Source organism: Rubritalea marina DSM 17716, assembly GCF_000378105.1.
Classification (GTDB): domain Bacteria; phylum Verrucomicrobiota; class Verrucomicrobiia; order Verrucomicrobiales; family Akkermansiaceae; genus Rubritalea; species Rubritalea marina.
In genome coordinates this window covers 169,330-191,974 of record NZ_KB899251.1, presented here as the reverse complement: position 1 = coordinate 191,974, position 22,645 = coordinate 169,330, and the positions used below count along the sequence as shown (strand labels likewise).

General features: G+C 51.7%; 23 protein-coding genes and 1 tRNA gene. 12 read left to right on the top strand and 12 right to left on the bottom strand.

Annotated features, from left to right (window positions below):
• Positions 1–29: 29 nt before the first annotated feature.
• Positions 30–548 (top strand): LysM peptidoglycan-binding domain-containing protein, encoded by a 519-nt coding sequence (locus F454_RS0105675; RefSeq protein WP_018969666.1) that lies wholly within the window; start codon positions 30–32, stop codon positions 546–548.
• A 58-nt stretch (positions 549–606) separates the two neighbouring features.
• A complete protein-coding gene (locus tag F454_RS14330; RefSeq protein ID WP_018969665.1) occupies positions 607–1,731 on the top strand; it encodes a lactonase family protein in 1,125 nt (374 codons plus the stop codon).
• Here F454_RS14330 and F454_RS0105665 read toward each other — a convergent pair whose 3' ends face one another.
• The 3 genes from F454_RS0105665 to F454_RS0105655 are packed head-to-tail and all read right to left on the bottom strand — an operon-like array spanning position 1,732 to position 3,856.
• Positions 1,732–2,559, bottom strand: coding sequence for an ion transporter (locus tag F454_RS0105665; protein ID WP_018969664.1), 828 nt, complete (start codon positions 2,557–2,559; stop codon positions 1,732–1,734).
• Between the two features lie 57 nt (positions 2,560–2,616).
• On the bottom strand, positions 2,617–3,213 hold the full coding sequence (locus F454_RS0105660) for an SET domain-containing protein (protein ID WP_018969663.1): 597 nt from the start codon (positions 3,211–3,213) through the stop codon (positions 2,617–2,619).
• A 25-nt stretch (positions 3,214–3,238) separates the two neighbouring features.
• Positions 3,239–3,856, bottom strand: a complete 618-nt coding sequence (locus tag F454_RS0105655; RefSeq protein WP_169334329.1) for a hypothetical protein — start codon at positions 3,854–3,856, stop codon at positions 3,239–3,241.
• A 149-nt stretch (positions 3,857–4,005) separates the two neighbouring features.
• Here F454_RS0105655 and F454_RS0105650 point away from each other — a divergent pair, with 149 nt between their 5' ends.
• Both F454_RS0105650 and F454_RS0105645 read left to right on the top strand, forming a co-directional pair.
• Positions 4,006–4,953: a ParB/RepB/Spo0J family partition protein gene (locus F454_RS0105650; RefSeq protein ID WP_018969661.1), complete on the top strand. Its 948-nt coding sequence runs from the start codon at positions 4,006–4,008 to the stop codon at positions 4,951–4,953.
• A gap of 329 nt (positions 4,954–5,282) precedes the next feature.
• A tRNA-Phe gene (locus F454_RS0105645) sits at positions 5,283–5,358 on the top strand.
• A 110-nt stretch (positions 5,359–5,468) separates the two neighbouring features.
• On the opposite strand, the gene F454_RS15635 is transcribed toward F454_RS0105645, so the two are convergent.
• On the bottom strand, positions 5,469–6,218 hold the full coding sequence (locus F454_RS15635) for a biotin--[acetyl-CoA-carboxylase] ligase (protein ID WP_018969660.1): 750 nt from the start codon (positions 6,216–6,218) through the stop codon (positions 5,469–5,471).
• Positions 6,219–6,448: 230 nt separating this feature from the next.
• Between F454_RS15635 and F454_RS15630 the strand changes: the two genes are divergently transcribed.
• Positions 6,449–7,354 carry a hypothetical protein gene (locus F454_RS15630; RefSeq protein ID WP_018969659.1) on the top strand — a complete coding sequence of 302 codons (906 nt, stop codon included), beginning with the start codon at positions 6,449–6,451 and terminating at the stop codon, positions 7,352–7,354.
• A 76-nt stretch (positions 7,355–7,430) separates the two neighbouring features.
• On the opposite strand, the gene F454_RS16075 is transcribed toward F454_RS15630, so the two are convergent.
• From F454_RS16075 to F454_RS0105610, 5 genes are all read right to left on the bottom strand, one after another.
• Positions 7,431–7,562 carry an entericidin A/B family lipoprotein gene (locus F454_RS16075; protein WP_156817152.1) on the bottom strand — a complete coding sequence of 44 codons (132 nt, stop codon included), beginning with the start codon at positions 7,560–7,562 and terminating at the stop codon, positions 7,431–7,433.
• Positions 7,563–7,625: 63 nt separating this feature from the next.
• The gene (locus F454_RS0105625) at positions 7,626–9,851 is read right to left on the bottom strand and encodes a right-handed parallel beta-helix repeat-containing protein (RefSeq protein ID WP_018969657.1); all 2,226 of its coding nucleotides are present in this window, start codon (positions 9,849–9,851) and stop codon (positions 7,626–7,628) included.
• A gap of 185 nt (positions 9,852–10,036) precedes the next feature.
• A complete protein-coding gene (locus F454_RS15625; protein WP_018969656.1) occupies positions 10,037–12,040 on the bottom strand; it encodes a cytochrome c biogenesis protein in 2,004 nt (667 codons plus the stop codon).
• Positions 12,033–13,232 carry a cytochrome c biogenesis ResB family protein gene (locus F454_RS0105615; RefSeq protein WP_018969655.1) on the bottom strand — a complete coding sequence of 400 codons (1,200 nt, stop codon included), beginning with the start codon at positions 13,230–13,232 and terminating at the stop codon, positions 12,033–12,035. Before F454_RS0105615 ends, F454_RS15625 begins: the two co-directional genes overlap by 8 nt.
• Complete coding sequence (locus F454_RS0105610) at positions 13,233–13,772, bottom strand: hypothetical protein (RefSeq protein ID WP_018969654.1); 540 nt, start codon at positions 13,770–13,772, stop codon at positions 13,233–13,235.
• Between the two features lie 173 nt (positions 13,773–13,945).
• Here F454_RS0105610 and F454_RS0105605 point away from each other — a divergent pair, with 173 nt between their 5' ends.
• From F454_RS0105605 to F454_RS0105595, 3 genes are all read left to right on the top strand, one after another.
• A complete protein-coding gene (locus F454_RS0105605) occupies positions 13,946–14,833 on the top strand; it encodes a phosphatidylserine decarboxylase (protein WP_018969653.1) in 888 nt (295 codons plus the stop codon).
• A 202-nt stretch (positions 14,834–15,035) separates the two neighbouring features.
• Positions 15,036–17,066 carry a DUF1549 domain-containing protein gene (locus tag F454_RS0105600; protein ID WP_018969652.1) on the top strand — a complete coding sequence of 677 codons (2,031 nt, stop codon included), beginning with the start codon at positions 15,036–15,038 and terminating at the stop codon, positions 17,064–17,066.
• 12 nt (positions 17,067–17,078) lie between these two features.
• Positions 17,079–18,383, top strand: coding sequence for a DUF1501 domain-containing protein (locus F454_RS0105595; RefSeq protein WP_018969651.1), 1,305 nt, complete (start codon positions 17,079–17,081; stop codon positions 18,381–18,383).
• On the opposite strand, the gene recR is transcribed toward F454_RS0105595, so the two are convergent.
• A complete protein-coding gene (gene recR / locus F454_RS0105590) occupies positions 18,380–19,000 on the bottom strand; it encodes a recombination mediator RecR (protein ID WP_018969650.1) in 621 nt (206 codons plus the stop codon). The two genes, F454_RS0105595 and recR, sit on opposite strands and share 4 nt — an antisense overlap.
• Before the next feature lie 11 nt (positions 19,001–19,011).
• Positions 19,012–19,410, bottom strand: coding sequence for a hypothetical protein (locus F454_RS0105585; RefSeq protein ID WP_018969649.1), 399 nt, complete (start codon positions 19,408–19,410; stop codon positions 19,012–19,014).
• On the opposite strand from F454_RS0105585, the gene F454_RS0105580 reads away from it, so the two are divergent.
• Positions 19,409–19,588, top strand: coding sequence for a hypothetical protein (locus F454_RS0105580; protein ID WP_018969648.1), 180 nt, complete (start codon positions 19,409–19,411; stop codon positions 19,586–19,588). The genes F454_RS0105585 and F454_RS0105580 overlap by 2 nt on opposite strands.
• Positions 19,589–19,591: 3 nt before the next feature.
• Here F454_RS0105580 and F454_RS0105575 read toward each other — a convergent pair whose 3' ends face one another.
• Positions 19,592–21,067: a PLP-dependent transferase gene (locus tag F454_RS0105575; protein ID WP_018969647.1), complete on the bottom strand. Its 1,476-nt coding sequence runs from the start codon at positions 21,065–21,067 to the stop codon at positions 19,592–19,594.
• Positions 21,068–21,111: 44 nt separating this feature from the next.
• Here F454_RS0105575 and F454_RS14310 point away from each other — a divergent pair, with 44 nt between their 5' ends.
• The 3 genes from F454_RS14310 to F454_RS0105560 are packed head-to-tail and all read left to right on the top strand — an operon-like array spanning position 21,112 to position 22,641.
• A complete protein-coding gene (locus tag F454_RS14310; protein ID WP_156817151.1) occupies positions 21,112–21,624 on the top strand; it encodes an EF-hand domain-containing protein in 513 nt (170 codons plus the stop codon).
• Between the two features lie 12 nt (positions 21,625–21,636).
• Positions 21,637–21,954: a hypothetical protein gene (locus F454_RS15620; RefSeq protein ID WP_018969645.1), complete on the top strand. Its 318-nt coding sequence runs from the start codon at positions 21,637–21,639 to the stop codon at positions 21,952–21,954.
• Between the two features lie 6 nt (positions 21,955–21,960).
• Positions 21,961–22,641, top strand: a complete 681-nt coding sequence (locus F454_RS0105560) for a pseudouridine synthase (protein WP_018969644.1) — start codon at positions 21,961–21,963, stop codon at positions 22,639–22,641.
• The last annotated feature ends 4 nt before the right edge of the window (positions 22,642–22,645 follow it).

Here is a 22,645-nt window from a genome sequence, read left to right as displayed (position 1 = left end):
CTCCCCATCTAACGTACCTAAACTAGGAAATGATGAACCGACCGCGACTCAACACCCAATCCCTCCGTACCGGTATCACGGCTGCACTAGCCTTGAGTAGTCTCTTCATCTTTTCTAGCTGTAGTTCCCACAGCCCTGGCGGCACCATCACTGTGGCCCAAACCAGTGGCTACCAACCAAACTTTGGTCCCTTTGATAGCAATGGCAACTACGTTGATGCCTGGGCAGACAAGCCTCCGCGCAGGCGCTATGTCAACTCAGATGGGAAACCATCTTCACCATCACGCAATAGCGGCTCCGGCTACACGCCGCCAGCTCCAGTGGCCCACACTCCACCCCCTAAGGCGAGCAAACCCACTGCCAGCAAACCCAAGCCTAAGCCGGCACCTAAGCCTAGCTCGAGCGCTCGCAGCCACACCGTGAAGCGCGGCGACACACTCTATGGGCTATCACGTAAGTATGGCGTGAGCGTCAGTGCGATTCAGCGTGCCAACAAGCTTCGCAACACGACCATTCACGTGGGCCAGCGCCTATCAATCCCACGCTAAAGCGCAGACCCATGACCCTTTCTTCTCTCTCCCTGGAGAAGCCAACCGATTCAACCCTATGAAAAAGCTACTCTTCACCTCCATGGTATGTCTTGGCTGCAGTGCCTCATTGCTGGCTGAAAGCTACGAAGTCTACCTCGGCAACGACACCCGCAATGGTATCAATCGCGTACTCGTGGACAGCGAGACAGGAACCTTCTCAAAGCTAAGCATCGCAGCAGAAGCCTCCCACCCATGCTTCCTCGTCATCTCTGAGGATCAGCAATTTCTCTACAGCGCAGGTGTGATCGGTGAAGCCGCAGACGGCAAGCCACTCGAAGGCGTGACTGTATTCCAGCGCAAAGCAGACGGCAGCCTGAGCCAAGTCCAAAACCAGACAAGCAAGGGACGAGCCACCTGCCATATCAATTTATCCGCAGACGGCAAGGTGCTTGCAGCATCGAACTACTGGACGGGTTCAGTAGTCAGCTACTCCATCAAGCCAGACGGCAAACTCAGTAATATCGCTAGCTTCAAGCAACACGAAGGAAAAAGCATCCACCCTCAACGCCAAGAAGCGCCGCACCCGCACTCAGTCTATTTCAGCCCAGACAGCCGCTTCCTTTACGTCGCTGACCTCGGCACAGATACCATTGAAGTCTATGCGGTGGATGCTACTACGGCAAAGCTTAAGCACGTCAGTACAGCCAAAACTCCAGCAGGCTCCGGGCCACGCCACGTCGCCTTTTCTAGCGATGGAAGCCAAGCCTTTGTCCTTAACGAACTGACCAACTCCGTGTCGCAGTTCAAGCGCAACACCGAAAGCGGCGCGTTAAGCATAGTCGGCACCACCATGCTTCTCCCTGAAGGCAGCGAGGGCATCACTAGCTCCGAGATTAAAATAAGTAGTGATGATCAGTTTCTCTATGCGGCAAACCGCGACCTTAAGGGTCTGCAGCGAGACAGCATCTCCGTGCTCAGCCTCGACGCCAATGGAGCCCCCACACTGCAAAAAAACATTGCCGTGGGCGCGTCAATCCCGCGTCACATTGAGCTTAGTCCCGATGGCAAACTACTCCTCGTAGCGGCGAAGAACGCGGACGCTGTCATCGCCTTCCACCGTGACCCAAAGACTGGACTACTCAAGCCAAGTGGTCAGCAAATTACGGTCGAAAAGCCGATGTGGATCGGCTTCACCAAATGATCAAAGCTTGGCTCCACAGCGACGGCAGTAGGTGGCATCAGCAAGGTGTCCGTGCACGCCGCAGCTTGGGCAGGCGTCAGTGGTTTTATCCGTCTCCTGACCTTTGATCAACTCGCTGGTGACAATCCCAGTAGGCACCGCAATCACCGCATAGCCAGTCAGGATCAATATCGTGGTGATAAAGCGCCCAAGATCCGTCTGAGCCACCATGTCGCCATAACCGACAGTAGAGATCGATACAATGGCATAATAGATACTCATGGGGATGCTAGTGAAGCGACTTCCCTCCACGCCACTCTCGACATAAAACATGAGGGTCCCCGCAATGGTTGCGATCAATAAAATGGCGAAAAAGAACACCGCAATTTTTTCTTTCGACCGCGCGAGTCCATGCCAGATCACCTCGGCTCCGTGAACATAATGGACCATTTTTAATATCCGAAACATGCGCATGAGACGTAGCACGCGCACCACAGCAAATGCAGACTCACCACCGGCGATGAAGAACACCAAATAGGCGGGAATACAGGACATCATATCCACAATGCCATAAAAGCTAGTGGCATACTTCCATGGTCGTTTGCTCAGCCACAAGCGAAGCACATACTCAATGGTGAATGCTATGGTAAAGAACCACTCGATCCCTTCCAGCTGGTGGTGAAACTTGGCGTCAATCGCCTCCACGGTCTCGAGCATGGCCACCCCCACACTGAGCAATACAAACCACAGCAGCACCAGATCGAATGCCTTACCCGCTGGGGTCTCAGCTTCAAAAATGATTTCACGCAATTTGGCCCGGATGCCATCCACAGATTGGGAATCGCTCATGACATTATGGATAGCAAATCTAGCAAGTTTCCAACAGCACAGATTCTAACGAAACGATCAGGCGCTAGCAGATGCATTTTCTGCAGCCTTCTCAGCCAGCTTCTTCTGTAGCTCTGGCCACTGCTCACGGCTCACGATGTAGCCCACACAATTGTCGGAGCCACAGAGGCATGGATGATCCTCGTAGCACTCGATATCAAACCCGTAGTCAAAGGTGAGTTCCTCACCTTGCTTGATGGCACGCAGAGAGTAGATATAAATCTCATCCTCCTCAATCCAGGCTTCACAATTAGGGTCACAAGAATGGTTGATGAGTCTAGCGTCATTCCACGGCACATTGCCATCAATATCCCACTTCTCATCAAGGGTGAAAATGTACACTGCTGCGTCGCCGGTCGCTTCAGCCGTAGCAGCTTGATCCCACGCTCGCTTCTCGCTTTCCTTCTTATTCACATACTCACCGATGTATTCGATGATCTGAGTTTCCTTGCTAATATCTTGGCTAGCGTAGACACCTCGCCCATGAATCACCGAATGGCGCACTTCACACAGTTCGCTCTTACCTCGTTCGTGGAGCTCCTTCATCAGGCGAGTGGCTTTGGCTAATTTCTTGAGCCTCTTGTCACGTGCCTTTTTATCTTCGTCGACTGACATCTCAAATTACGTTTGTATCAACAAGTTAGAGTGCTGTATCCACCTTCTCTGGCAGCACCAATTGCTGTGGCAAGAGAGGAAAGACACTACGGAGGTCTTGCTTTTTGAGAGTGGCCCCATCGATGAAGGTCCAGCTGAGTCCTCCATCTCCAGAAATTGCAATTTGAAAGCTCTGACGCAAGAAACTACGCTTAGGTTGATCTTGTGAGTAAAAACTCATTTTCATTTCAGTAGGCACGATGGCAAGGATTTCGTAGTCCACATCATCGCCACTACGGATCTGGCGCACGCCCTGCTTTTTCTTTGGGTGGACGTGGAATACTTTGTAGACTGGCTTGGCCACAAAGGAATCAATGGTGATCCCCGCCTCCTCCATCTGAGAGCCCACTTGCTGGAGCGCGGCCCTAAGCCTCTGCTCGCTGCCCATGCGCTTCGCCTGACGCTGCAGCCAACGTGGATACATCTTGTCGACAGCATAGCTGAAGTTCGATTTAAGCACCTCATTACCGAGCGCCTGGGTAGCTTCCATTGCAGCTTCTTTCGTGGCTTCAGGCAGAGAAATCTCCCCACCAACAAGCTCCTGCGCCTGCAGCGTCGCCATGCATGACAAACACACCCCAATCATTAATCTTAAAATCGCCATATCGAACACAAGCTATTGATCAACTGCTGACGCAGTGGCGTCAAGCTTCAGAAGCACAAGACCACAAAATATCCCCGCAATTCGATTCATCCAAAATTTATCAAATCGGCATTGCTTTCCAGCCAATAACGGCACTAACCTAACGATCTATGGCGAAGAAGGCATTAGGTAAAGGACTTGGCGCATTGATCCAAAAGCAGGAAGCTTCCTCGATTTCGACAAAATCGCAGGCGAATAGCGGCCAGGATGGACAGCCTGGATCTTTCGATAGTTCTGTTCGCTTAGTATCTGTCGATCAAGTCGTGAGCTCGCCCCTTCAGCCACGTAAGCAATTCACCGAAGGGATGCTTGACGACTTGATGGAGTCGATCCGCCAACACGGAATCATCCAGCCACTCATCACCCGCCAGGTGGGTGATAAGCTAGAGCTCATCGCCGGCGAGCGCCGCCTCCGCGCCTCCCTCCGGCTTGGCCTCACGGAAGTCCCCGTCATCATCCGCGAAGCACTCGACAAAGACGTGCTGGAAATGGCACTCATCGAGAACCTCCAGCGCGAAGACCTCAACCCCATTGAAGAAGCCGCAGGCTATGTCCGCCTCTCGAAGGAATTTAAGCTCAAGCAGGAAAACATCGCCAAGCAAGTAGGTAAATCCCGCGCCAGCATCGCCAACGCGATGCGCCTACTCGACCTCAGCGAAAAGGCTCAAAACTTTCTGTCCCAAGGCCTACTCACGGTCGGACACGGTAAGGCCATCCTAGCGATCAAAGACCCAGAGGCTCAAGACAGCGCAGCAGAGACTATCATCCGCAAAAAACTCACTGTACGTGCCGCGGAAAAACTCGCTCAGGAATTCGAAAACCAGGGAGCGAGTGACAAAGCTTCAAAACCCAGCAAGAATGCTCCCTCGGCTGCTGACCAAAAAGTCATCGCCCGCATTCAAAAGCAACTCACCAAAGACTTCTCCACGGCTGTCAACCTCAACCACTCCGGTAAAAAAGGTAGCATCGAAATTGAATTTAAAGGAAACGAAGAGCTCTATCGCATCCTTGAATTACTTGGTGTCAGCATGAAAAAGTCCAATCTGCTCAAAGACTAGCAAGATTCGGTAACACCTAAGCCAACACCGATCGGCTCGATCCCAACATGCCAAACCAATGGCCTGAGATCACATTGAGGTAAATGATTCTCTGCGGTCTACCTCCTCCACCGTCACGCCCCACGCGTTGACTTCCATTCCACTCGGCAAGCACAGGAACCATCGAATTTGAGACAACCGATTCATGGTCAGGGAAGCACGAGACTGTACCCCGAGGGACTCACTCATCCACTTGAAAAAAATCGCACTTTTGTACCATTTTTATGTTGTCAAAGTCTTCGCGCCCCCTTACACAGTGCGCACCGCAACGCGGCAGACATCGTCTGAAAGGCCCATTAGCTCAGTTGGTAGAGCAACGGATTGAAAATCCGTGTGTCCTTGGTTCGAATCCGAGATGGGCCACCATTCTTCCTTTTCTTATCGCCCATCACAGCATTTTGCTAGGTGGGCTTTTTTGTGTCACAGAGCAGCCTAGTGTTTGGTGGTTCAAACACCCATGACAGCATGTATTCGCTTTAGAGTATGCGTACTGTGTTTGCCTGAGCGATGGTGGAGAGCTCACCCGAGGCATGGTGCAAAAGGAGGTGACCATCTTGATTGATTCCAGCCATGACGCCACGGTGCCAATCCTCTCCCTGCTGTAATTGCACATCTTTACCTTGCAGCGCTGAATGCGCATTAGCCTCATCCACAATCATCTTGAAGTGACTATCGCAAAGGCTTCCGAGTGCGATGATCTCACGCACTATTGCTGCGAGAAGTTCCTCCCTAGAAACTTGACCCTCAAACTCGTTTTCTACCGAAGTGGCGACGACGCCTTCGGGGAAATCAGTCACGGAGACATTGACTCCTATACCAATGATCACAAACTCTCCGCAACCTTCTACTAAAATTCCAGAGAGCTTGCGTCCCCCCACCCAGATATCGTTCGGCCACTTCAGCTCAGCAGAAATGCCATAGCGGCGCATCGCTCGAACTACGGCCAAGGCGGCGACGATAGAAAAACGACTCCATAGCGCACGATCTATCGTGGGTTCGAGCACCAAAGAAAACAACAGGCCCTGCTGCGAAGGACACAGCCAAGCATTTCCGCCCCGACCGCGACCGGCTGTTTGGTACTCAGCCAGCACCAAGGTGCCTGATCCCGAACCGTGTTCAATCAATTCAGACGCAGTGTCATTCGATGATTCCAATTCTTGTGCATAGTGGAACAAACCACGCAATTGCGGCATGAGTTCCAGAAACTTTGCACTGTTGAATTTCATAATTCACTATCTGTCCGATCGAATGATCCCGCAAATGGTTTCTCTGAATAGCATCCCATCGTCCCACTAGCAAAAGCTATCTCATCGAAGAAATTTCAAGCTTCCACATCCCCCTAGAAACCTAGGATTTTTTCACACATCCAGTCATATCGCACGGTGGTGTGACCCAATGCATCTAGACAGAAATTTTAGATTCTGTTATAACTAAGGTTCCAACTACTCATCTAACAATGGAAATCGTCATCCAAAACCCACTCCACGAAGAACTCTGCGCCCCGATCACCTCAGGGCACCATATGACCGACATCGACATCGGTAATATTTCCCTCAAAGAACTGGTCGCAACCGAGCTACGTCGCGCTGGTTTCAGTGTCATCGACCTTGCCGACTGCCGCCCCTCAACAGTCCACCTCCCTCTCGACCACTGGATCGATGTCGGCGCGTTGTGCATGCTATCCAGAGAAGATCCAGGCACGTGTTTGTACGACTCTGAAGGAGACTTAGTGGCCTGGAAAGGCTGTGATTCGCCGGATCAATGCAGCAACAAGATGGTGACTGAGGCAAATTGCTTCCGCATGCGCTATCCATGGGAAATTTTACAACTCAACTCTCAGGTAGTTGCCACCATTGACGAACCCTATATCCAAGGTGAGGTGAGTCCATTGGCAGAAGTCGATGGCATCCTTCACCTTGGCGAAGGCTCACGCATTTTACCGGGCGTGGTGATCGAAGGCAATGTCACCATCGGCTCGAACTGCAAGATTGGGCCCAATGCCTACATTCGTGGTGACACCTCGATTGGAAACAGCTGCATCATTGGCAATGCCGTTGAAGTTAAAAATTCGATGATTGGCCCGAACACCGAAATTGCCCATCTCAGTTATGTTGGAGATTCTGTCATCGGTTCCCACGTGAAACTTGGGGCTGGTACGCTCATCGCCAATAGCCGACACGATGGCAAGAACCACCAACTTTTAGTAGACAAGGAACTCCTAGATACTGGCCTCGAAAAGTTCGGAGCGATCATTGGCGACGGAGTAAAAACTGGCGTCAACACGGTGATTTATCCGGGCCGCAGGATTGGCAACGGACGAACCACGATGCCCTCTTCAACCGTCGATCGAGACATGATTTAAGCAACGATTCCCTCCCAAATAACAAAGCCGCTCAGTTAACCCTGAGCGGCTTTTTCGTATTCAAAATATTTTAGAATTAACGAGATGCAGCGCCTGAGAGAGCCTGACCACCTGCGGAGATGTCTTTGCCCACACCTTCCATGGTTTGGCATGAACTAAACGCAAGAACACCAGCGGCTGCAGCAACGAGAATAAGTAGTTTCTTCATGCTGGTTTTATACATCATCCTTGGAGCTTTGTGCAAATCAAATCTGCTAGGTCAAGCCAAGCTCTATGGCGCCACGGTAAAACGCCACACCGCACCTTTGCTGGCGACTCCAGCGACATCCACTGCATCCACTCTCCAGAAATACGTCTTACCTGGCTGAAGCGAACGCTGGGGCGCTAGCACATTATGCTGCACATTCCCGAGCAAGAGAGGTGACTGAGCGTCGGCTTGGGACACCGCGTCGTGGGACTCACCAAAATAAACATGAGCACGCTCTGATTGCCATGCATGAAGCCAAATGAGGTCGCTATTCGCTTGCACTTGGCCGGCGCCGTCAGATGGGATTGGCCTGCTAGCGTTAGCCGTTTGAAATCCTGGAATCCAGTAATCAAGGGCGTCGTATTGGTAGGGCCCCAAGTCACGCTTCCTCAGCCACCAGTCTTCCGTTACCCCCATCACCACGTAAGCTTTCTCAGCGATCTCAGCACCATGCTTAGGGCGGAAATCCCGTTGTTGTGGCTGGCGCAATTGAGCCGCTACACCACCACCCCAATTGTGGTCTGCAATCCCCGGGATGTGATCCTCTGCTGGGAGCCGTTGGGTACCGATACCATTCACATCCGTCACGTTGTTGCGCGTGACCGTGTGCTTGTTTGCCCAGCCCCCATGAGCAGGCAAACAAATATCTCGCACCTGATTATCAAAAGATAAATTGTGGTAGATCATATGGTGGTCGCCTTCAATGTGAATTGCCGGTTTGGTGGACTCACGTTGGTCAATCCCCCAGACGACATTGTGATGAACTAGGCATCCCAGCCCCTCAGACTCAGCTGGGTCGGCACCCTTCTCGATCATGTGTCCCGCAATGTCAGCTCGAATCCCAAACTTCGTATGGTCGTGAGTCCAACAATACCGCACAATAGAGCCAAGGTGAAGGTGCGGACGGAACTGGATCGCGGCTCCATCTTGCTGTAACATTCCAACATCAGGTCCAATATCACATAGCTCCACCGTGTTTGCTCGCCCAGCGCTCAGCACTTCAGAGGCACCTGCACGGTGGATGCTAACGCGTCGTACAAGAGCATTCTCAGCCCCCTGAAGGTGCCAGGTATGGTATCCCACTCCCGACCAATCGAGGTCATGCGCTAGGACATTCTCGATTCGGTCATAGTTGCCTTCCACCCACAAGGCCCCGCCGTCACAATAGCTGAATGTGCAATTGATGACTGCATTGTATGAGCCAGAGATTGGACCGTGCAACCTTGTGGCACAGGTGAAGTCATTGTGCTGCCCCGCATCCTCCTCACCGAGCATTCTTTTGCTGTGCTCAAAATAGAGGAAGTCGCAATCCATGATGGTCGAGTTTCGCGCGTTCTGGAAATCGATCGTACAAGCAAAGAAGTCGAGCCCCTGCACCACCACATGATTCAGCCCATGCGCTTGTATCCCATAAGTCCGGTGCTGCGCTCGCACCTTCTGCGGCCTGCCTCCACCAGGAGCCCAGAGGTAGAGCATGGACGTCTTAGGGTCGTAAAACCACTCACCCTCGCTATCCAAACAATCGAGGTGGCACTCGAGGTAATAACGCTGAGTTTGCTCCCAATAGCCATCATCCCAGAACGTTGGGTCATCGAGTACTGGATTGTCCGCTTTATAACGGAATGCATTGCTTCCAGCTTGGTGAGACATGACTCTCCGCGAGTGAGTCTGCCACTTACCTATATTCATGACTGCCATAGCCCCAGTAAAGTCGATACCAGTAGCCGAAAGGTCAGGTCTTCCAGCTTCTGTACGGGTCACCATTTCACCAAAGCCACTGGCTTTATCGCCATGTGCCCAGTGCGTATCCTGCTGCCATACCGAGCCATCTTGTATGGACGCATTCGGCCACCTCGCCGGCATCATCATCGTGTCGCCCACAAACAATTGCCAAGTATCACGCTCAATCTGCGCTTTGTAAATTTGGCCCTCATGCTGAACCCAATCAACATTCACTGGGTCTGAACCATCAATGGACACTGATTCACCTGCATAGGCTTTGATCACAACAGGCGCGGCGGCAGTAGCCCACATGTTTTCTAACTTTACAGCCTCACGGTACACCCCTTCACGAATGATGCATGTGTCTCCAGGTTTGAGGCGATCGACCGCAGCTTGGATCGTCCGCAAAGGAGTCGCCTTGTCTCCAGAATTACTATCACTCCCATCCGGAGACACGTAGTATTCTGCTGCTGATAGACCGCTCGCTGAAATGAGAAAGCACCAAATCCAAGATAACAATAGACGCATGAGGGTATTACGTAGTAACACAGCACCTGCTAACAAGTATTTTGAGATCGGCAATTTTGAGGATGCCAGAATGCGACCCTACCTTTTACCGTTGGCTCACACCACAGACTATTGATGGGTGGACAGGATCGAGCCACTGGGTCGTAACACCAGCACCTGATGGAGAGCCTGTCTAATTCGTGTACTTAGGCCTTTTCAGGCAAGGCGGCTTTCTTCGACTTCCCTTGAGTCAATGCCATGTAGAGTCCAACGAATACCACAAGCGCTTCGAGCGTGTAGAAGCTCCAGATAGCCTTGAGACCTGAGCCACCAGTAAAACCGTAGTTGTGAAGACCAATGCTCAAGAAATTTACGTGCCACCATGAGAAGGTAACCATTATCGCTAGCAAAATAGAACAAATGTGAATCCCCCAGTCGCGGATGTAGCCGGCCATGCGGGCGTGTAGGATCACCAATGTCCAGAGCACGATGATCAACGCGCCATTTTCCTTTGGATCCCAGCCCCAGAAGCGCCCCCATGAGTCGTTCGCCCAAACACCACCAAGGATAGTACCCACCAAGCTAAAGAAGAGCGTGAAACAAACACCGCCGTATACCACGCGCGTTAGAAAGCGCGAGAAGGACTTGTCATCGTCACCAATCTTGAACAAACGGGAGAAAATATAGACATGCGAAATCCCCGCGGTGAGCAGCCCACCTGCGTAGCCAATGGTGATTGTGATCACGTGTGTCGCGAGCCAGAAATTCGAGCGCAATACAGCGATCAATGGGTTCATGGGGTCGACACCTTTGGATTCTTCATACCACATCGCAAGGAACATCCCCAAGGTGGCAAAAAAGAAGGCTAGGCCGATACAGACGCGGCGCTTAGTGAGCCACTCCATGAAGCCGAGTACAAGGATCACCACCGCAGTGATGAACGGAATCGTGTCATACAAGTTGCCCACCGGTGGGCGCTCCATCAAGATACTTCGATGAACGATGCCTAGAGTGACCAGAATAAAGCCATACACCAAAAGCACCCAGGCAATGCGGTTACACACACGCCCCCAACGGGTCGCAGGTGCAATCCAGCCAAAGGCCACCACAAGGAAACCTAGCACGAAGGGAGTGAGTGAGCGGTAAAAGTAATCGAGCTTGTACATCATGATCTCGCTCTTGATCTTATCCCCTTCGCCACCACGTGCTTTCATCTTTTCTGCGACTCGACCTTTGTAGGCGTTCACTTCTTTCAGTAAGCCTTTTTCACCATCATATGTGTAGCCAAGCGCTAACTTCTCCATCTCTTTGAGATAGGTGATTTGATCGGCGTCTGGCCCAGTCTTGAACTGCATGTAGTGCGAGAGCCAACCTTGACGTTTTGGCCAAGACTTTTGCTCTGGGTCAGAGGGGGGCATCATGGCGATGTCTGAATAAACCGACTCGCCAATTCGGGTCGCAATCATATTGGTGACACGACGCAGACCATCCATTTCAGCTCCTTCTTGCTGAGCTGCTGAGCTAAGAAATTGGCTAAGTTGGGGCCATTTCTCCACCCAACCTGAAAACAATTGAAGCTCAGGGGCTAGTGGACTGCCTTCGTCAGCCATGCGGTTTTTCACCGGATTGAAATGTGAGCTCATGCTCACGTAGCTTTGAATATTTGAATAAAGTCCCAGAAATTGGTCTTCCACCAGATCAAGCTCTTGGCCTTTCTGGCGTTTTTCTGCCAGCTCATTGCGCAGGCGATCCACTTCATGGAGGTGTTCGCCAATCTCAAGGTAACTGTATCGGTCACGGCGCTTTTTACCTTCGTGACTCATGCCGATCATATCGAGCACATTGGCGTCTTCCACTTGGAAAACCTCCATTTTATTGGCAAATTCGTCGCGGAACATCATGTCCAAGACCCACTCAGTAGGTCCAATCTTGACTGATTTCCCATCGCTCTTGAATTTGATACTACGCTTGCCATTGAGCGCAAGCAGTTCAAACCCAGCCCAAGTCGAGAGTGGCTTCACTCGGCCACCATCTTGCACAGCCATCGAGCCAAATGCTTCAACCAAGTCTGGATCCCACTGTGTGTAACCGTCTATTTCAACAGGAGCTCGACGAATCATCGAATCCTTTGCGGTGTAGAGCAACATCGATGCTGCCACCAACAGGGCGAATACAAAGCCCACCCAACGTCCGATTTTACCACTAGTCATGTTTGTTCCTTGCTATGCTGGATGAAACGAATCCAAAAAGTTTAATAATGAAGTGCACAAAAAGTGCGATACCACAGGCGTAAATCGAGTACTTTGGCCATTGGTCCGAGGGATTGGTCTTCACGGTGAAGCCAGATTCAACCAACCCGTCCTTCTCTTCCCAACTCGTCTGGTAGAAAGTGAGATCCTTGTAGCGCAGCGGCTTATTCATCTCGATCTTGAAGCTGCGCTCAGCATTGCCATCAGAATCGAGGACGGTGACATCACTCTCATAAATCATGGCCATCCCTGTGCCTGGGTGCTTTTCCCCGCGTGAATCATCGAGACGTACCTGAAATGGTGTGTTCCAGACCTCACCATGCATGCGAAAACCATAGACTTTCCCATCGATCGTGACGGTCACATCGTGCCCGACTCCCTCGTAGAGCATGACTTCGTGTTGCTTACCTGATTCACGTTCAATGACGCGCACCACACAACTTGAAAGGTTTTGTTCCTCATGCCCAGTAGGTTCAGCGGCCATGGCGTAATAGCCATCCACTGCCACTGCTCCTTCGGGGGCGGATCCTTGCATCGGGTAGAGCTTGGCATTGATGTAGTAATCACTCACCCGAATATCAAATGGTAGCTCGGGAAATAAGTATTCCTGGGTTGCTCCCACTTGTCCACGCACGGCTTCCAATTGCTTGGAGTCGATCACATAAGGGCGCTTCTTGTCGTAACCATCAATCTCAGCAACCTCGACGGATAGCTCAGTCAAGCTAAAGGCGAAGTCCCCTGAAGCTCCGACGGGAAGCACCATGTAGGCCTCACGTGATTGGTGGTATGTGATCGCACCACCGATCATGAGCATGGCCATGCTCACATGGGAAAAGAAAATAGGCAATTGCTTGATCCCCTTGCGCATGCGAATGACCCCGCCAAAAATAAGGTTGAGTGTGAACACCACACATACCCAGTAACCTCCCGGAAGGATGATCGGCAGGTCTTTGCCATTCAAGGTCGGCACCACATACCAGGCGTCGAAAGAAAAATACTTCTTGAGTGTCCAGTACAGGCCTCCAGGCCCAGTTTGCTCAAGCGTGGAGAGCCAAGTAAGGATGAGCAGGAGCACCATGCTGACGATTGCCACATGGAAGCCTCCTAGGACATCGATGACGCGGGTCGCGACGTTTTTATTCTTCTTAGCCATCTATTTTCTCCACTCAATGCTGCGGCAGAATGCCATAAAGTTTTCTCTTTGGGCCGCCACCTCATCGGCTTTGGCTACCATCTTCACTGTGATCAAATTGCCGGCACTCTCCACCATCATGCCAAGCAATGCGGCATCCTCGATGGTGATCCCACGCATCCCTTGGAAAGTGCCTTGTGCCTCAATGAGGCGACCAGTCGCGCCCATCGATTCAATCCCGGCTAATTCCTCCACAACGACAGCATCAGAAGACCCAAATTGCTTCAGCCAACGTTCGGCATTTTCTTTGATGCCACCAGAAGCAATCGAAATGTACACCTCGCCATCCTCATTGAATCGGCAGTTGTAGTCGCGGAAGCGAGTGCTTGGAACGCGCCGCCACTCTGAGGGCATCGCTACCTTTAAATTCCCTTCGGTGTCGTAACTGGTCAAGTCACGCCTTTCCGTGATCTCGATCGGTGGATTTTCATCCTGACAAGAAACCAATAGAATTCCGGCCAATAGTGTGGGAATTCCTAGCAATAACTTTCGAGAGTTCATGGTCAATTGGGGCGATAGTCGCAGTGCAATGATCGTGCAAGGGCAATCTAGTCTTGAGAGGCTAATTGCCGCAACTTTATTCCCTTTGGATATTAATTTCTTGGAATCATTTCATCCAAAATTAAGACTATTACTGAGTTGCTTTTCATCTTCTTTCACACAGACTCCGCTTCGTGCAACCTGTTCGCTTCTATAACCGCTACACAAAAGAACTTGAGACCGAAAGAATTTACGGTGAAGGATTTCTAAAGTGGGCCTATGGAAACCCACTTGGTAAAATTGCGTTGCACGCCTTCGTCAAGCGCCCCCTCTTTTCCTCTTGGTATGGCCGTCGCATGAATGACCCAAAAACTCGCGCAAAAATCGCGCCATTCATCGAACAATATCAAATGAATCCCGATGAATTCCTTGAAGCGACGGATTCTTACCGACACTTCAATGACTTCTTCTTTCGCAAGCTCAAACCGGAAGCTCGCCCGATCGCCGATAGCGATCTCGTATTCCCAGCCGATGGCAGACACCTAGGCTTCGAACACGCAGAAGATGTCGCAGGAGTCTTTATCAAAGGCCAACGTTGGGACCTCAGAGCTCTGATCCATGACGATGCTCTCTATCAAAAATTTAAAGGTGGCAGCCTCGTTCTCTCACGACTTTGCCCCGTCGACTACCATCGCTATCATTTCCCCTGCGCCGGCACCCCGGGTGAAACACGCATGATCAACGGACCCTTATTCTCCGTATCCCCTCTCGCACTGAGGCAAAACCTTGGCTACATGTGGGAGAATAAGCGCACCTGCACCGTCGTCGAAACGGAAAAGCTAGGCACTGTGCTCATTCTTGAAATTGGTGCCACTTGTGTCGGCTCGATCCACCAAACCTTCACCCCCGGTAGCCCAGTCGCTCAGGGCGATGAAAAAGGGTATTTTGCTTTCGGCGGTTCATCCACCATCACCATTTTCCAAGCTGGTAAAGTCCAGCTCGACGATGACCTTCTCAAGCATAGCGCAGAGCAAATCGAACTCTACGCCAAGGTAGGTGACCATATGGGCAAAGTCATCTAACACTTTAATCTATTGGTTATGAATAACTGATAGAAAATTCCTTGCTTGGCGTTTTGTAAATTCTTGCTCATAGTGGATCTCATTCAATTCACTAGGTTAACGGTACCGTTATTGAGCAAAATAGTTGCAACTATCTGATTCTAGTGGGTTGAAGGTAAATAAGACACGTACCCCTACGTGAAAAAACCCTAACTCACCTTACATGTTCCCACGTATTTTAGCCATCCCACTAAGTGCCATAGGTCTCAGTGTGTACGTCAATGCAGAGCCCTTGCCGAAAGCAATGGTGGAAAACGCCAGCAAAGAAATCGACTACATCATCACCAGCGGTAATGAGAAAGAGGGAGTCGAAGCCCTACCCATTGCCGATGATGCAACCTTTCTTCGCAGAGCTTATTTGAACATTATAGGCAGGATTCCAACACTAGAAGAATCCAAGACATTTTTAGATAGCAAAGATCCAGCAAAGCGTGAGCAATTGGTTGACCTCTTGGTCCAATCGCCTGGCTTCAATTCACACTTGCTCAACTTTTACGCTGACCTACTGCGTCTGGAGAACTCGAGTGGCCAATCCGGGTTAGGCTGGGAGCTTTGGCTCAAAGAATCAATCCGTGAAGACAAGCCCTATGACCAGATGGTTTACGAGATGCTGACCGCTACTGGCCACTGTGCAGATGAGCCAGCAGTCGGCTACTACTTGCGCGATCGAGGAATGCTCTTGGACAATGTCTCCAACACCGCAAAGGTATTCCTAGGCACTCAAATCGGTTGTGCTCAGTGCCATGATCACCCATTCGAAGACACCACGCAGAAAGAATATTACCAGCTAGCAGCCTTTGCAGCTCCGCTCCAATACTCAAGCCAGCGGGTAAACGATCAAGTACGCAGCGCCGTGGAGTATCAGATCGAACAACATATGACCAATGTTGACGACATAACGCCTAAGCAAGCAAAACGCCTGCTACACAAACGCAAACGACAGATGACCAAAGACATCATGTCGATCTTCAAAAACTACCACCGCAGCTCAATCAGCCTGAATGAGAAGCTTACCATGAAGCTCCCACACAACTACCAGTACAATGACGCGGAGCCCAATTCTGAGGTCACCCCGCATGTGCTATTTGGAAAAGTACCACTCGCGCACGATAAAGCAGACGCCACATCGCTCGACCAATTTGCAGCTTGGGTCACAGACCGTGGCAACCCGCTATTCACCCGCGTCTTTATCAATCGACTCTGGAAGCACGCCTTCGGATATGGCCTCGTTGAACCGCTGGATAACTGGACCGACCGCACCAAAATTTCGCACCCAGAGGTACTCGACACCTTGGAGCAGATTGCACATGCCTCAGACTACAACACCCGGGAGATTCTTCGGGTCATGTTCCACACGGCTCTCTTTCAGCGCGAAGCTTACAATCAGGAACTCAGTGGTGGCGAGAGCTACGACTTCCGCGGCATGGTGCTCAAAAGAATGTCTGCAGCGCAGTTCTACGACTCCATGCTGACCATTGAATTTGGCAACGTAGACGACCAGGTCAATGAACAGAAGCAAGTGAAGTGGGAGGAATTCCAGAGTGAAGTCAACTTCATGCTCACCGCCTCACCGAGACAGCTCATCGAGCTCGATGAAAAAACCGACGCCGTGGAGGAAGCCACAAAGGAGCTCCAACGTAAAGCCACCCAATTGCGGACAGAAAAGAATAAGCTCGCCGCCGATGGCCAACAGATGAAAGCCAACAAAAAGCAACGCGAACTCAATGCTGTCTATAAAGAAATAAAAGAAGTCAAACGCATGGCAATGGAAGCTGAATCGATGGAAATGAAAATGACTTCGAATAACTACAACCTCAAAGCCAAAGCTAAGAAACGGATGCGAGCTTCCGAAATGAATACCCCCTTTTACCCAGGTAGCATCAATCGCCAATTCGGCGCATCAGACCGCAAGACCACCAATGCGCAGAACACCGACGCCACCATCCCACAAGCTCTCGTCTTGCTGAACGGCTACCAGGTTCACAACACCATTACCACCGGCGTTCTTGCCAAAAATATGAGAAAATCTGGAAAAGCAGAAGACCGCCTCAACACGCTCTTCCTCACGATCTACAATGCTTACCCCACCCCTGAAGAACGCAAACGATTTAGTGACTTACATCGCAACCGCAAGGATGCCGAGCTCCTCGGCAAAGCCATGCTCAACTCGAAACGTTTTCTATTCATTCAATAAGCTCCAAGAACCATGTCTGAACTCGATCGCAGAAGATTCCTCGCCCACACAGCTAAAACCTGCTTTGGCGTCTCCCTGGGCAGCTCAATGGCCACGCTTTTCAGCCCACAGGCTAGCGCTGCCGCTCGTACCGCGGCCAAAGTCGCAGGAGGAGGCAAGGCAAAACACATCATCTACTTATTCATGAATGGTGGGATGTCGCACATTGACACCTTTGACCCGAAGCCAGCTGCTGAAGAACGCATCATGGGCGCCACCAGTGCCATCAGCACCAATGTAGACGGGATTCAATTCGGCCATTACCTCCCAGAGCTCGCCAAGCAAGCCGACAAGCTAGCACTGATCCGTTCAATGAATACTACCCAGGGTGCCCACGAACAAGGGAAGTACTTCATGCGCACCGGTTATGCGCAGCGTGCCTCGATCGTCCACCCCACTGCAGGAGCATGGGTGAATCGACTTAGCGAACCTCTCAACGACACCTTACCACCCTTCGTCACGGTCAATTGCGGTAATGGCCATCCCGGGGCCGGCTTTCTTTCATCAGAATACCAACCACTACCCATCGGCGACCCGAGTAAAGGCCTCCAGTTTTCAAAACGCCCCAAACACACCAGTGCGGCGGCATTCGATAAACAACGAGAAATCCAGCAGATGCTGGATCGCGAGTTTGATGAACGCTTCCACGGAGGCCACAAGCTTGTGCGTTCTTATGGCGAGGTCTACAACTCCGCCGTCAAGTTGATGGAGAGCAAAGACCTCGAAGCCTTTGACATTTCAAAAGAGTCTGAGGCCACGAAGAAGCTATATGGTGGTTCTAAATTTGCCAAAGGTTGCCTATTGGCCAAAAGATTGGTTGAGAAAGGTGTGCGCTCAGTAGAAGTAGAATATGGCGGATTTGACTGGCACCTTGATAACTTTGGCAAGGCTGAAGAGATGCTCCCCATCCTCGATCGAGCTCTCTCAGCATTGCTGATCGACCTAGAGGCCAATGGGCTCTTGGACTCGACTCTCGTCGTCTTAGCTACCGAGTTTGGGCGCACCCCACGAGTCTCCAATGATGGCGGCCGCGACCACTACCCCAAGGCCTTCACCACCCTCATGGCTGGCGGCGGTATCAAAGGTGGATTCTGCTACGGCAGCACCGATGAAACAGCTTCTAATGTCACCAGCACTCCCGTCAATGCCGGCGATTTCAATGCCACCATTGGCCACGCCATGGGACTCGACTTCGAACGCGTGATTCAATCGGACAGTAAGCGCCCATTCAGAATGGCCAGCCGCAAGGGCCAAGTCATCAGCGACTTATTTGCCTAGCGACGCCCCTGTAGAGCTCGCATGAGTGTGAGCTCATCAGCGTGTTCCAGCCCACCTCCAGCAGGAAGCCCTTGAGCGATACGCGTGACACGACAATCAAGGTCACGCAGCATCTCGGCTAGGTAATTAGACGTCGCCTCACCTTCCACATCAGAGCTCAGCGCCAAGATAACCTCCACGGTTTCATCGCTGTCGTGGTGTTCGATTGCCCCCCGCACGCGTCGCTGTAGTTCACCAATCTTGAGGTCTGCTGGGCCAATATTATCCAACGGAGAAAGCTTCCCTCCCAGACAATGATAGTACCCCTGAAAGGCACCGCTGCGCTCGATTGGGAGCACATCCGTAGCTTGTTCGACCACACAAAAAAGCTGAGGCACGCGATGGTGGTCATCGCAAATATCACAGCCTCCATCGCGAGCAAAAAAACCACAAGTCGGGCACAAAATCACCTCATCCTCAGCACGCTCAAGCGCTGAGGCTAGCTCAAGAGGATTGCGCTTCTTATGCTGGATCATCCACACAGCAATGCGTTCGGCACTGCGTGGCCCCACACTGGGCATGCGTTTCAACTCATCGATAAGCGCGCGAATCGGCTCTGGGTAATCAATCTGTGCCATCGTTTAGATCATTAAATATTCACATCGAGCTGCACCCGTTCCTTGCGCAGCACCACCTGCACATCATCGCAAGGCATCTTGTGCTGGGCAGCGTACACCGCAGAACAGACCCAAGCCCAGACCACTGAAACAAGCTCCAGATGTGCCAGCCAAAGGACATTCCAAAGAACGCAGGACATCGAGAAGCCAACTAGAGAAATGAGCGCCATTAACAGCACAAAGGCACGCCTGAGTAGACCAGAGCTCATCAACGTGAACATACTGGTCAAAATACTAGCGACCAAACTCAGCCCCCACTGCACCTCAATCGGGATGATCCAGGGTTCAGAAACTGCGATGGGGTCAGCCATCACTGCCGATTCGAGCCCCTGGTGAATGGATTCCATCCAGCCAAATAACGATAATCCCATGGCCGCAATCAAGCCAGTCATCGCACACAACAAGGCGGGCATCGGCACCGTGCCTATCGGTTTTTGTTTGGGAATTGATGCACGCTCACTCACGGATGACTGGCACTATAACGAGGCGATAGATGCTGACAAGGGAATACCCGGGGATATCAAACAACACGTATTGCCATCACCCTAGGGATTATTTTTGAATCACTTCAAATGCCTTACGGAATGCACCGAGCAACACCTCTCGATCTTCCGCCCCCACTGAAATGCGGATCAGGTGCGCTGGCACGCCACAGGCTTCCGCCCAATCGAGTTCATCGTAGTGCGCCAAGATCGTGTAAGGACACACGAGGCTAAACTCATTACCCAAACTGGGTCCCTTAGACAGCTGCAACTCATCGAAAAACTTCGCTGAATGCTTTTCATTCTTCAAAGTGAATGAGATCAAGCCTCCATAGCCACGGCCATCGCGCTGCACTTTTTGATAGTTCTCTTGGTCATGGATACTCGGATACCAAACTTGATCTACCAATGGATGGGATAGCAACATCTCCACCAAGGCTTCAGCATTATCATTCACTGGAGCGATGCGCTCGAGAAAGCCTCTAGAGTTCTCGTCCAGCACAGCCGCATCTGCTGCATAGAGCCTGCATTGATCTGGACAATCGTCGCTGAGATGCTCGCGCAGATTCTCAAAATAAGGTGACTGTTCAACGACCTGCACACAGCCGGCCATCACGTCCCCTTTACCAGAGATCCATTTACTCAATGACGTGGTGATGATATCCGCATACTTTGCCACGTTCACATTGTAGACACTGGCGATGGTATCATCGACCACGAGTGGGACTCCTCCTTCACGGCATGCCAAAGATACTGCCTCTAGATCTACGGTACGCAATAATGGGTTGCTGGGCACCTCACAGAACACTGCAGCAAACTCGCCAGTGCGGATGCGGCTAATCGCTTCATCAAATGGCTCACCGCAGCAATCGTGCAACATCACCGTTCCCACACCAAAATGGTTTTGCACCTTCAGCACATCCACATAGGGAAAATCCAGCTGAAGTGTCTTCTTTCCAGCATGCAAGGAACTGATCGCACGGTGCACAGCATACACTGCTGACATTCCACTTTCGTAGAGAAACACCGAGTCCGGCCGGTAGTCTCCAAAGCCGGCCAGGCGCTGGCGAAGCTCGGTACTATCATATTCCCAGAGGCCATCGCCCTCCAACACATCCTGAGCTTGGCGGCTCGTCACCACCTCACCTGAAAATCTCCAATACTCCATCGCCACCGCATATGCAGTGTCCGGCACGATCACCGCCTGCAGCCCATCGTAGCTAACCACGCGAGCTGCCACACCAGCACGCTTTTCGATGTACTTGATGGCTCGTTGAGCAGCCGCACGGTGTGGAAGCACAATCACACGCTCGCTTTCAACCGCCAATTCCTTTGCTGCAGCAGCAAAGAGGCGCTCAATCAGTGGGTGCTTAAAGAACCGTGGGTAACCAGCTCTCAGCTTCTTCATCACCTTGTCGCGGCCTTCTTCATAGTCGATGACTGACTCCCAGGTCGGCAGGCAAACAGAAATCGCATGACGGTCGGGCGGGATCGGATGACCCAGCTCTTCTGCTGTCCAGATTGGTGCTGTCTGTAAGTTTCTCAACGCAAGAAGTCGATAGTCGAAGTGCAGCAGATTGCAAGCCCATCTTGATTCCAAGCACACGAATCCAAGTCACCATGAAGCAACATTGCCTAAGTTTAGAATGGCTGGATCTGCGCAGCTATGCCTTAATTCTGAGCATGCAGATCCGCTCAGCCATACTCCATACAACTCTCCTGAGTGTGCTACTCAGTGGCGTCACTCTGGCGAATGACACCCAGCAGCGCCTATTCAAACAATTTGACGGCAATGGCGATGGCAAGCTCACAGAATCCGAGTTCACCCATGCCGTGATGCTCAGCCTCTTCAAGGAATACGACCTCAACCATGACGGAAAAGTATCGCGTGAAGAATTCCTCCAACACGCCAAAGACAAAGAAATGGCCGCGAGAGAATACCCACTCATCGACCGCGCACAAAAGGGTCACATCTCGTTCAAAGACGTCAAAAAGTACCAAGCCTTGAAGGAGGAGCTGCGCGCTACCTTCAAGCGCGTACTACCCGCAGGACATTCTTCGGTCTCGCTGGAGCAACTGCAACAACTACAACTTACCCACTAGAGGTCACCTCCGATGCGTGTTTCATTACTCAAGGCCCCCTTGCTACGTCACTCCGGCATTCTGTGTCTGGCACTCAACCTCATTTCCTGTAGCACACCTGAACAAACCGCCCGAGCTACCAAAGGTTCCCTCGCAGGAGCAGGCGTTGGAGGCTTAATGGGAGGCTGGTCTGGAGCCGCTACTGGTGCAGCCGTGACGGGTTTGCTAGGTGCTGCCACGGCTACCGGCGACCCCAGCTACGGACGCTACCCAAGCGCTGGCACCCCCACACGAAGCACCAGCGGCAGCACCAATTCGCGCTCAACTGGATCGATGCAATACCGATTCTAGAAAACCATGAGGCTCGATCGCTTTATCTCACACCACACGCGCCTCGGCAAAAAGCGCTCCAGAGCGCTCATCGAGAATTGCGAGGTTCGCGTGAACAAGCACATCGTAAGGGACCCACTCCTGAGAGTAGACCGCTTCGACACCATCACCTGTGGATCGGAAACTCTACAGGAGCATCAAGCGCATTACCTCATGATGCACAAGCCGGCCGGCATCCTCAGCGCCACCAAGGACCCAGAGTTTAAAACTGCCATCGACTTGATTGACACCCCCTACGCCCATGAACTCCACATCGCCGGAAGGCTCGATCGTGCCTCCACCGGCCTGCTGCTGCTCACCAATGATGGGCGATGGTCAAAACAACTCACAGAGCCGGAGCAAAACGTTGCTAAAGTCTACGAGGTCGGTCTAAGAGACCCCATTGAGGAGCGCTACCACGAGATCTTCGCCAATGGTATTTACCTAGCCTACGAAGATCACACCACCCAGCCCGTTACTTTCACCCAGCTCAACGAGCGCAGGGTCGAAGTCACCCTACACGAAGGGCGCTACCACCAAATTAAGCGCATGTTCCATGCCGTAGGAAACCAAGTCACTAGCCTGCACCGAACCCGTATTGGTAAAATCGAGCTCGGCGACCTCAGTACCGGTGCCTTTCAAACGATCGAAGCGGACGCGATTTTCTAAGCCA